Source organism: Vibrio gelatinilyticus, from assembly GCF_022836845.1.
Lineage (GTDB): Bacteria > Pseudomonadota > Gammaproteobacteria > Enterobacterales > Vibrionaceae > Vibrio > Vibrio gelatinilyticus.
Map to the genome: position 1 here is coordinate 442976 of NZ_JAJNNZ010000003.1, position 11173 is coordinate 454148.

Sequence of the window (11173 nt, forward strand, 5' to 3'; positions counted from 1 at the left end):
GTATTATGCGAAAGGTATTTCATTCTTGGCTATTAGGCCTTATTGGTATCATAGGCGTAATTCTCGTGCCACTAGTTCTATTTACTGAGCCAAGTGATCCTATTGCTGATACCCCCTGGGAGCATGTTCCAAAGTTAGCGGCATCCGTTGATCATAGTGACTTATTCTTGCAACGCGAATTTAAAACTGGCCAAGAAGTCACCCAGGCTTGTGTCGAGTGTCATCAAGATGCAGCGCAACAAGTGATGCATACAACGCATTGGACCTGGCAAGCAGAACCGGTTGTTGTAGAAGGGAGATCAGAGCCAATATCGATAGGCAAGAAGAATACGATTAACAATTTTTGTATTGGTATACAAGGTAACTGGGAAGGTTGTTCTGCATGCCACGCAGGATATGGTTGGGAAAACGAAGCGTTTGATTTCCGTGACCAGGCCAATGTTGATTGTATTGTTTGCCATGATCAAACACAGACTTACAAGAAAGGAAAAAAAGGGCTACCCGTTGAAGGCGTAGATTTACTTGAGGTCGCGAAAAGTGTGGGTAGACCAAGTCGCACCAATTGTGGTTCATGTCACTTTAAAGGCGGAGGTGGTAACGCAGTAAAACACGGTGATCTTGATGAGAGCTTATCTTTTCCGGAAGAAAGGCTCGACGTGCACATGGGACGTTACCAATTTGTGTGTGTGGACTGCCATAAGACACGGCAGCATGACATATCAGGCCGCTCAATTAGTGTCAGTGTCGACAATAAAAATCAAATATTTTGTACTGACTGCCATAAAGAATCATTACACAAAGACGAACGGGTAAGCCTGCATGTCGATAGTGTCGCGTGCCAAACTTGCCACATTCCAACAGTCGCCAAAAAAGATGCGACCAAAACGCGTTGGGACTGGTCTCAAGCTGGTGATGCAAACCGGCCGGAAGATCCTCACCATTATTTAAAAATGAAAGGTAGCTTCGTTTACGAGAAACAGCTAGAACCAAGTTACCTTTGGTTCAATGGTCTGGCCGAGCGCTACTTGCTCGGCGACCCTATTCAGCCAACTGAAGTGACCGACATCAACGCACCTAAAGGCTCAATTAGCGATCCAAAAGCCAAAATATGGCCATTTAAAATACACACAGCGAAGCAACCTTATGACGTTAAATATCGTCATCTGCTACAACCTAAAACGGTTGGGAAAGATGGCTACTGGAGCCACTATGACTGGAACGAAGCATTATCGCTAGGCTCGTCCTTTGCGGGCATACAATACAGTGGAAGTTTTAATTTTGCTGAAACGGCAATGTACTGGCCGCAAACACATATGGTGGCACCAAAAGAAGATGCGTTGCAGTGCCAAGACTGCCATGGAGAAAATTCCCGCTTTGACTGGGAGGCGTTAGGCTATATCGGAGATCCGATTAAGTGGGGAATAGGCGATCGTCGTCGTGCACTAAATAAAGAGGAGGCATCATATGAATCGTCTAATTAGTGTAATGGCTTATTGGAAAGTGATGCTGTTGCTCTGTGTGATGTCGATGGTACCGTCAGAGAGCTATGCTATGCAAAGCAAGACCAATCATAATCCGTTACATCCATCATTTATTTTACTCGATGCGGATAAAGAGCGTATTTTAACGACTTCTAGACCACTTTCTTTACGAAACACGTGTGGTCAATGTCATGATGTAGACTTCATCGTCAAGCACAGCGATCACGAACAGTTCTGGCAAGACTCTGAATTAAGCTGGGATCCGATTGCCAATTCCTATGGTTACGCTCGCCGAGTAAAATCAAGTAACAATGAGTTTGCAAAAAATACTACGTCTAAAGACAGTCTTGACTGTTTAATATGCCACTCAAGTGTCAATAAAAGTAAAAGTTGGACAGTTCAGCAGTTTCAGAAAAGTGGGGCCCTTAAGCCAGGCGTATTGACTATTCATAAACCGAGAAATGAAAACTGCGCTCAGTGTCACGGAGTTGTCGATACCCTGATACATCAGCCCTTAGTGGTTGACTCCATATCAATGAATAATGCAATGACGTTGACTTCAGGGCAAATAATTTCGCCACAAAAAGTCAATATGAGTGGTATGAATATCTCAGACAAAGAGGGTCACAATCGAAGTTTTGATGTGCACAGCGAAAGAGTGGTTGACTGCGTAGCGTGTCATTATTCGCAAAACAATCCTGTGTTTCAAAAGGATGCTTCTGGGAAAAGCGAACACTTGCTATTTGACCCTCGTCGCTTAACATTATCAGATTATCTTTTAAAACCCTCTCACCGTTTGGCTAATACCAAATCAGCACGCCCTCAGGGGCACCAATCTAACAACGAACAACAGGCGTGTGAAAGCTGCCATCAAACTCGCTCTACACACGACTGGCTACCGGCGTACAACAAACATTTTAACGTTTTGGCTTGCGAAACATGCCATGTTCCAAAGCTGTTTGGGCCAACTCTAGAATCGGTAGACTGGCGTTTTGTCGATAAAAGCGGCCTAGCACTGAAGTACTTTAAAAACGTCGATAAACATGGACTGATTAGCCCTTATTCGCCAAAACTAATGGTGCGTGCAAAAGGAAGTAACAGTGAACGATTGAGTCCGGTAAACAGCGTAACCGTTCATTATTGGCAGCACGGTGAGCCTTCGACGCCTGTGACTGTAGGATTGTTAAGACGGGCTCTAATGGAAAAGACAGAATTGGGAAACCCTGAAACTTATCGATATAACTCTATGTTACTGAGTCAGTTCGACAGAAATAGAGATGGTCTGCTTAATCAGGCAGAAATAGAACGCGATAGAGTTGCACTACACGAATTCGTGCGTAAACAGCTTAATAAGATAGGCCTAACTCAGGTCAAGATGACACAGGTGTCTAATACTTATGATATTTCGCACGGTATTGTCAACGGGCAGTGGGTGACAAAAGATTGTATGAGTTGTCATGGCAGTGACTCAATGTTGGCAAGTTCGTTAGCGATAAATTCGCCGGGGCCTACGAATTACGTCATTGGTACTCATCGATATGTATGGATAGACCGTTCAGGCGCTCTGCTGTTTTCTGTAACATTGATACTGATTATTGTTCATTCGCTAATTCGCTATAAAAACCGTCACAATAGCCTAGCTACGAATGTAGGTGGTCAACAAGTGTATATGTACGACAAATATGAGCGTTTTTGGCATTGGCTACAGGCGACTACGATAATTGGCCTTTTGTATACGGGGTTAGTCATCCACCTTCCTAGTCAATTTGCGTGGCTAAGTTTCCACTATCATGTGCAAGTACACAATATACTGGCGGCGATTCTTATTTTGAATGCGGTCTTTTCGTTGTTCTACCATGTAGTTAGTGGCGAAATTCGACAATACTTACCAAAACCTCAAGGGTTGTTCAGCGATGTTGTATCGCAAAGCGTCTTTTACCTAAAAGGCATATTTACCGGAGCGAAGCATCCTTTCCATAAAACGAAGACCCATAAACTTAACCCGTTACAACAAGTCACATATTTCGCAATTCTAAATGTCCTTTTACCAGCACAGGTGGCTACAGGCTTGGTTATTTGGGCCGGAAATTATTGGCCAGAGTTCACCGCTATGATGGGAGGAACGGCACTGCTAGCCCCTGTTCATACGACATTGGCATGGTTATTTGCGAGCTTTATCATCATGCACATATATCTCACAACGACAGTTGGTAGCAGCCCTACCGCAGGTATCCGTTCTATGGTGAATGGTTGGGAGGAAAGCGAAGCTACAAGCACTAATGACCCAGAAAAGGGAAAGAACACAACCAACGCAGAGGGTAAAGGAGAAAAAATATGATGACGACTCAAACAGCGAAACCCTATTGGAATCCTTATGTCGCCGGTGCGTTATTGGGCATAGTATTGTTCCTTGCCTTTTTTATTACAGGAAGTGGACTCGGTGCATCGGGAGGGTTAAATCGAATACTGGTGTATGTCCAAAACCTTTTTTCTCCGGAGCATATCGATCAGGTTCCTTATTTATTGCAACTGGCGGGGGGCAATAAAAACCCGCTAGATAGTTGGATAGTGTTTTTAACTATAGGCACCGTTTTTGGCGGGGCCATGTCCGGAATAGTCAATGGGCGTATCTCATTAGAAACCAATAAAGGGCCTCAAATTAGTAATAAACAACGTTGGGTGTATGCTTTCATCGGTGGCATTTTTATGGGGTATGGCGCTCGTCTGGCACGAGGCTGCACTTCGGGTCAGGCTTTATCGGGCGGAGCGGTGCTTTCTGTAGGCAGTTGGGCATTTATGTTTGCCGTCTTTGCCGGGGCGTATGCACTGGCCTATTTTGTTCGCAAAAGTTGGAACTAGGAGGTTGTCATGGCTGATTTTCCACTACCACTCGTTTCGCTTCTCGGAGACTGGGGGGCATATGGCGTATACCTCATTGTTGGGTTGTGCTTTGGCTACGTATTGGAGAGTGCTGGTTTTGGCAATTCGACGAAACTCGCTGCGCAATTTTATGGTAAGGATATGACGGTGTTTAAGGTCATGTTTACTGCGATTATTGTTGCAATGACGTTGATCTTCCTAAGCTCTTCGATAGGGCTACTAGATTACAATTTAATTTGGGTTCCTCCTACTTATCTATGGCCCGGTGTTTTAGGGGGGCTAATCATGGGGGTGGGATTCATCATTGGTGGATTTTGTCCGGGCACATCACTTGTGGCGATGGCGACTGGTAAAATTGACGGAGTTGTGTTTGTTTTTGGTGTGCTGTTTGGCATCTTTTTATTTGGCGAAACCGTGGCTTCTTTCGATGTGTTTTTTAGCTCTTCTTATATGGGGCGCTATACACTTCCGGAATTATTCGATGTGTCCACTGGAACGGTAGTCATCGTGATTGTTATTGCAGCGCTGTGTTTATTCTTCGGCGCAGAAAAATTAGAGAGTTGGGTTAACCACTCTCAGGGTAATCCAGCATCATCGACACAACAACCGGGTAACGAAACAAAACGTTGGGCAGTTCCTGGGGGATTCCTAATCATATCTCTCGCTCTTATGACCAACTTTTGGGGGCAACCGACCACTCAAGAGCGCTGGGAGAAGGTAAAACCGCAACTGGCGAAAGCCATTGAAGAAAGGCAGATTTACGTGTCTCCACTTGAGCTACTATCGACGATACACGACCCGACAATTCGGGTGTTAATCTATGACGTTCGAGATGAAAGTAGTTACAACCAATTCCATTTATCCAACTCAAAAAGGCTGGTGGCCGAAGATATTCACAGCGAAGCGAAGAAACTGCAGTTAGAGCCCGCTAATACGGTCATTATGCTAGTGAGCAATGACGATGACCAAGCAACGGCAGTTTGGAAGCTGCTTAAGGCTACGAGTGTACAAAATGTGTATGTTCTAGATGGCGGAGTAAATCATTGGTTGGAAATATTCACAAAACCTGGTGAGTTAGGCCTAGTAGAGCCGAGAAAGGCAAATGAATTGGCGTTTGAGTTCTATCGCGCAATTGGTGCTCGTCATCCAGCGGCGAACCCTAATCCCGATGCTTATGACTTTGCCTTTGACAAGAAAATTCGTTTAGAACTAGAACGTGCTCCCACGAGTGGTGGTTGTAGTTAACTATTCGAACTGTTGGCATGATGTGGCTATTGCGTTCAAAGTATGCGGTATGTGGGCCGCGCGACTGATTGAGGCAAGGGAAGCTTTGGTTATTATAGGCCCTTATATATGCGAAACAGCAGTAGACCTATTATGCTTTTGATCCTAATTTTACTCATTGCCGCAATTATCGTGTTGCCACCACTTAGAAGTTACGAGCCAAAGTCCTTGAACAACAGAGCTCGCGAACATGCACCCGGTAATTTTATTACTCTAACTCACGGCTGCGTTCACTATTCACGGGTCGGTGAACTTAATGCCCCTGTTGTTATTATGGTACATGGATTTTCTGCACCTTCTTATATGTGGGATAAAAACGTTCCAGCACTTATTGATGAGGGTTATCAGGTGATTACCTTTGATCTATATGGGCGTGGTTATTCCGATAGACCCAATGTTGCTTATGATAAAACACTGTTTGTTGAGCAAATTAACGACCTGTTGATTGCCCTTGAGATTACAGAACCTGTATTTATTGTTGGCTTGTCGATGGGGGGCGCCATAACAGCAAGTTTTGTCGCGACCTATCCTGAAAAGGTGGCCAAAGTGGTTTTCGTTGCACCTTTTAATCAACCTGTAGACATTGGGCCACTGATATTACCTGTTGTGGGTACGTGGTTGGGATACACGGTGTTTATTCCTTCATTGGCTGGAAATCAAAGTAACGATTTGGTTGAACCAGATCTGATGCCAAATTGGAGCGACAAGTTCAAAGTGCAGATGCAATACAAAGGCTTTAGACGAGCCATCATTCGCACAGGTAAAAACATGATACAAAAGGATCCGAGCGCTGACTTCTCTATGGTCGGAGAGCTGAGATTGCCAACGCTATTACTTTGGGGAGACCAAGATAAGGTCATTCCTTTACAAGACGCAGCGAGGGTGCAGAGGTTCTTAGGGGAAACATGTCAGTTTGAGAAAATTAACAATGCCGGACATGCATTGCAATATGAGCGCTATCAACAAGTAAACAGTAAGCTCATTGAATTCTTAAGTTCGCCAAAACTAAGTGGATAACAAACAATAAAAAGGGCACCGATGTGCCCTTAATTTATTGCAAGTTAATTGATTCTATTTCCAGATTGCTCATCAAACAGGTGACAGTCTTTAGATTCACAGGAGAGCTTTAGAAACTCGTATTTATCAACGTCTTGGTCACCAGGTAGATGTACTTTAAAACCATCTGTTCCCACCGCCTGACCAAACATGTAGGTACTGTTACCTAAGCGTTCTACCACTTCACTGTGGAATTCGAATTGTATTCCATTGATTTCCTCGATATTTAAATGCTCAGGCCGGATACCGAAAATCACTCTTTGCTGAGGAGCAACGTTTTCGCCCTGGTAATCAACACAAATTTCGGTTTTGTCATCTGCCATTAAGAGAACGGATTTCTCGTAGCATTCTATGACGGTCATAGGGATAAAGTTCATCTTTGGTGAGCCGATAAAACCAGCCACAAAAAGATTTCCAGGCTTGTGATAGAGCTCTAATGGAGAGCCTACTTGTTCTACTCGTCCATCTTTGAGGACGACAATTTTGTCAGCGAGAGTCATCGCTTCCACTTGATCGTGGGTGACATATACCATGGTGTTTTGCAAATCCTGATGCAATTTTGCGATTTGTAAACGCATGTCAACCCTGAGTTCAGCATCAAGATTAGACAGTGGCTCGTCAAACAGAAATACTTTAGGGTTTCGTACAATTGCACGGCCAATGGCAACACGCTGACGCTGGCCTCCGGAGAGCTCTTTAGGTTTTCGGTTTAGTAAATGATCAAGTTGAAGTGTCTTTGCCGCTTTACTTACCTGCGAGTCAATTTGGCTTTGTGGATGTCCTGTCATTTTTAGGCCAAAGCCCATATTTTGTTCAACAGTCATGTGCGGGTAGAGGGCGTAAGACTGAAACACCATCGCAACCCCTCTTTCGGCGGGGTCAACGTCATTGACAAGATCGTCGTCTATATAGATTTCGCCGTCGGTGATGTCTTCCAACCCCGCAATTAACCGAAGTAGAGTAGACTTGCCACAACCTGATGGGCCAACGAAAACGACAAACTCCCCATGGCGTATGGTGAGGTCAACATTGTGAATGGTTTGAATGTCACCGAATCGCTTGACTACGTCATTGAGAACGATGTTTGCCATTTCTGCCTCCTTGTCCAACAGAAATAAGTATAGCCACTTAAAAAACATAGGACTTTTCCAAGTCAATTGTTATGGACTAGAGTTAATTAGTTGATCAATGTCATGCAAGTTTACTGAAATGAGCGAAAAAGTGTGGAAGCCTTTACATTCTTTTAAATTGAGTTTGTGAGGTCTCTATTTAATGTCTAAACCTATTGATATAGCGTCGTAATTATTCATTAAAGTACAGAAATGCATAGATGTCATATTTCAACGGTAATCGCTTATTAGTGCAAGGAGTTACATATAATGAGTGGAAGTGTGAAAACGTTACCAAGGCGGAAGCGTCGTGCTTCACAAAGTTCTCCTTGGTGGTTTCTCGCGCCAGCAATGGCGATTTTTATCGTTTATGTCATTTATCCGATTGCCGATAGCATTTGGTTGAGTTTTTTTGAATGGGACGGGCTTGGCGAAAAGCGTTGGGTTGGCCTTGAAAACTATCGTGAATTGTTTGATTCAGACGCATTTTATACCTCACTTAAGAATAACTTTTTGTGGTTACTATTTTATATGTTGGCACCACCAATAGGTTTGGCGATAGCCTTATTTCTAAACCAGCAAGTGCTCGGCATCCGCGCGGTCAAGTCGTTATTCTTCTTTCCCTTTGTTATTTCGCAGGTGGTAGTCGGTCTAGTGTTCGCGTGGTTTTATGATCCGTCATTTGGCTTGTTCAACATAGCGTTGGGTGCGTTTGGTGTAGAGCCCATGGCAATACTTTCTAACGAGAAATACGTCACTTACGGCATTATTGCAGCCGGGCTTTGGCCACAAATATCTTATTGTATGATTCTCTATTTGACGGGGTTAAATAACTTAGACCCTGAGCAACTTGAAGCCGCAAGGCTAGATGGCGCTAAGAAACTAAGGATGCTTTGGTACATAGTACTTCCGCAACTCAGGCCAGCGACTTTTATTGCCATCGTGGTGACAGTGATTGGTGCGCTGCGCTCGTTTGACCTTGTGGCAACTATGACGGCTGGTGGTCCATGGGGGAGCTCTATGGTGCTGGCATACCAAATGTATGAGGAATCCATATTCAATTATCGAATGGGTTATGGTGCAGCGGTATCCGTGGTGTTGTTTTTAATCATGGACGTCTACATCGCTTATTTCTTATGGCGAATGTTGAGGAGTGAAAAGTAATGTACCCACAACCCATTCAAAAGTCGGGCACCTTTGCTAACATTAGCTACCGTGTCGCTTTACCCATTTCGATCATTTTATGGTTACTGCCATTAATTGCGGTAATGTTGACGTCTATTCGTTCAATGGAAGATATCAATAAAGGCAACTATTGGGGTTGGCCAAGCGATTTTCATTTTGTTGAAAACTACACCCAAGTCTTTACCACAACGTCCATGGGTGAGTATCTTATTAATAGTTTAATTATTACCTTGCCGGCCGTTGCTGGAGCGGTTGCGCTCTCAACTCTCGCGGGTTTTGCTCTAGCAAAATATCGTTTTAAGGCCAATGTTTGGATATTTGCGATGTTTATCGGCGGGAATTTCGTACCATTTCAGGTATTGATGATCCCGGTCCGAGACCTGACCATTGCATTTGGGCTCTATGACACGCACTGGGCACTTATTTGGTTCCACGTTGCTTTTCAAACCGGCTTTTGTACCTTATTTATGCGTAATTTTATTGTCGGAATTCCTGATGCACTAATAGAAGCGGCTCGTGTAGAAGGTGTAAAAGAATGGCGAATCTTCTGGTATATCGTGTTACCGCTAGTGCGTCCGGCTCTGGCGGCCTTAGCTGTCTTAGTGTTCACCTTTATTTGGAACGACTTCTTTTGGGCATTAGTGTTAGTTCAAAGTGACGAAGTCCGCCCTGTGACAGCAGGGCTGAGCTCCCTTCAAGGCCAGTGGCTTGCGTCCTGGCAGTTTATGTCAGCCGGGGCCGTCGTAGCGGCCATTCCTCCGGTGATTCTATTCTTTACCATGCAAAAGCATTTTATTGCTGGTTTAACTTTAGGTGCAACCAAAGGTTAAATCAGCACATATAAGCGTTAATCAGTAGTAACACAAGTAGATACAATAATAACAAGTTAGGACAGAGGCTTAGGCCAAAAAAACAAGGACCTTAACTATGAAAAACGTGAAACACCTGCTCGCTTCTTCTTTCTTGGCAGCGACGCTATCTTTACCAGTTCTTGCCGGCACTTTGGTGATTAACTCGGACGCTTCCGATCCGGCACCGAAAAAGGCGTGGGAAGAAATCATCAAGCGTTTCGAAGCGGCCAATCCAGATATTGAAGTGAAATATAATCTGTATGATCATGAGTCATACAAAACAACGATTCGTAACTGGCTGGTCACATCTCCGCCGGATGTCGTGTTCTGGTATGCAGGCAATAGGATGAAAACGTTCGTAGATCGTGGGCTTTTTGAAGATGTCAGTGATCTATGGCAGCAAGAGGGCATGTTAGAAGATTTCTCAGCCGCCGCACCAGCAATGACGGTAAATAGTAAGCAGTACGGGGTACCCTACACCTACTACCAGTGGGGCATCTATTATAGAAGAGATATCTTTGACCAGTATGGTATTGCCACTCCAACCACTTGGGATGAACTAAAAGCCGCAGCAGCAACTTTAAAAGAAAACAATGTTACTCCGTTTACTATAGGAACCAAGTATCTTTGGACTGCAGCTGGTTGGTTTGACTATCTCAATATGAGAACCAATGGCCTTGATTTTCATATTGAGTTGATGGATGGCAAGGTTCCATATACAGATCAGAGGGTTAAGAATACGTTTGCTAAATGGGCCGAGCTTGTCGAACCGGGCTACTTTTTAGAGAATCACGCCTCATATTCATGGCAAGAAGCACAACCGTTTTTGTATAACGGTCAAGCGGCCATGTACTTAATGGGTAACTTTATTACTCCTAATTTCCCGGCTGAACTTGATGGTAAGATGGACTTCTTCACTTTCCCTGTGATTGATTCGAAGGTCGGCATGGCGGAAGATGCACCAATGGATACAGTGCACATTCCATCTAAAGCTAAGAACAAAGAAGATGCTCGCAAGTTCTTGGCATTTGTGGCCCAAGCTGAGAATCAGCAATTGATTAACGAAATGTTGTTGCAAATTCCAACGAACAATAAAGCCAAAGCAAAACAAGACCCATTCTTAGATAAAGGGGTTGCAATGCTTGCAGCTGCGTCCGGTACTGCGCAATTTTATGACCGTGATACAGATCCGGCAATGGCTAAAGAGGGAATGAAAGGGTTCCAAGAATTTATGGTTCACCCAGATAGATTAGATAAGATCTTAACAAAGCTTGAAAAAGTGCGTAAAAGAACGTTTGATAAGTAGTAAAAAAGCCCCTGCATAGGG

9 protein-coding genes are annotated in these 11173 nt (G+C 44.0%); 8 read left to right on the top strand and 1 reads right to left on the bottom strand.

All coding sequences use genetic code 11. The features are described from left to right. Positions 1-5: 5 nt before the first annotated feature. The 5 genes from LNL84_RS06085 to LNL84_RS06105 all read left to right on the top strand — a co-directional run bounded on the left by LNL84_RS06085 (position 6) and on the right by LNL84_RS06105 (position 6662). Entirely contained in the window at positions 6-1481 is a 1476-nt protein-coding gene (locus LNL84_RS06085) for a tetrathionate reductase family octaheme c-type cytochrome (RefSeq protein WP_244355847.1), read from the top strand. Next, positions 1465-3819 carry a cytochrome b/b6 domain-containing protein gene (locus tag LNL84_RS06090; RefSeq protein WP_244355849.1) on the top strand — a complete coding sequence of 785 codons (2355 nt, stop codon included), beginning with the start codon at positions 1465-1467 and terminating at the stop codon, positions 3817-3819. The genes LNL84_RS06085 and LNL84_RS06090 overlap by 17 nt, the downstream gene beginning before the upstream one ends. Beyond that, positions 3816-4340, top strand: coding sequence for a YeeE/YedE thiosulfate transporter family protein (locus LNL84_RS06095; RefSeq protein ID WP_244355850.1), 525 nt, complete (start codon positions 3816-3818; stop codon positions 4338-4340). Before LNL84_RS06090 ends, LNL84_RS06095 begins: the two co-directional genes overlap by 4 nt. A gap of 9 nt (positions 4341-4349) precedes the next feature. Continuing rightward, the gene (locus tag LNL84_RS06100; protein ID WP_244355852.1) at positions 4350-5606 is read left to right on the top strand and encodes a YeeE/YedE thiosulfate transporter family protein; all 1257 of its coding nucleotides are present in this window, start codon (positions 4350-4352) and stop codon (positions 5604-5606) included. Positions 5607-5738: 132 nt separating this feature from the next. Further along, positions 5739-6662, top strand: coding sequence for an alpha/beta fold hydrolase (locus tag LNL84_RS06105; RefSeq protein ID WP_244355854.1), 924 nt, complete (start codon positions 5739-5741; stop codon positions 6660-6662). A gap of 44 nt (positions 6663-6706) precedes the next feature. Here LNL84_RS06105 and LNL84_RS06110 read toward each other — a convergent pair whose 3' ends face one another. Then, positions 6707-7792 (bottom strand): ABC transporter ATP-binding protein, encoded by a 1086-nt coding sequence (locus LNL84_RS06110; protein WP_244355856.1) that lies wholly within the window; start codon positions 7790-7792, stop codon positions 6707-6709. Positions 7793-8080: 288 nt separating this feature from the next. Between LNL84_RS06110 and LNL84_RS06115 the strand changes: the two genes are divergently transcribed. From LNL84_RS06115 to LNL84_RS06125, 3 genes are all read left to right on the top strand, one after another. Next, entirely contained in the window at positions 8081-8974 is an 894-nt protein-coding gene (locus LNL84_RS06115; RefSeq protein ID WP_244355858.1) for a carbohydrate ABC transporter permease, read from the top strand. Continuing rightward, on the top strand, positions 8974-9825 hold the full coding sequence (locus tag LNL84_RS06120; protein WP_244355860.1) for a carbohydrate ABC transporter permease: 852 nt from the start codon (positions 8974-8976) through the stop codon (positions 9823-9825). Before LNL84_RS06115 ends, LNL84_RS06120 begins: the two co-directional genes overlap by 1 nt. 97 nt (positions 9826-9922) lie before the next feature. Continuing rightward, positions 9923-11152 (top strand): ABC transporter substrate-binding protein, encoded by a 1230-nt coding sequence (locus LNL84_RS06125; RefSeq protein ID WP_244355862.1) that lies wholly within the window; start codon positions 9923-9925, stop codon positions 11150-11152. Positions 11153-11173 lie beyond the last annotated feature (21 nt).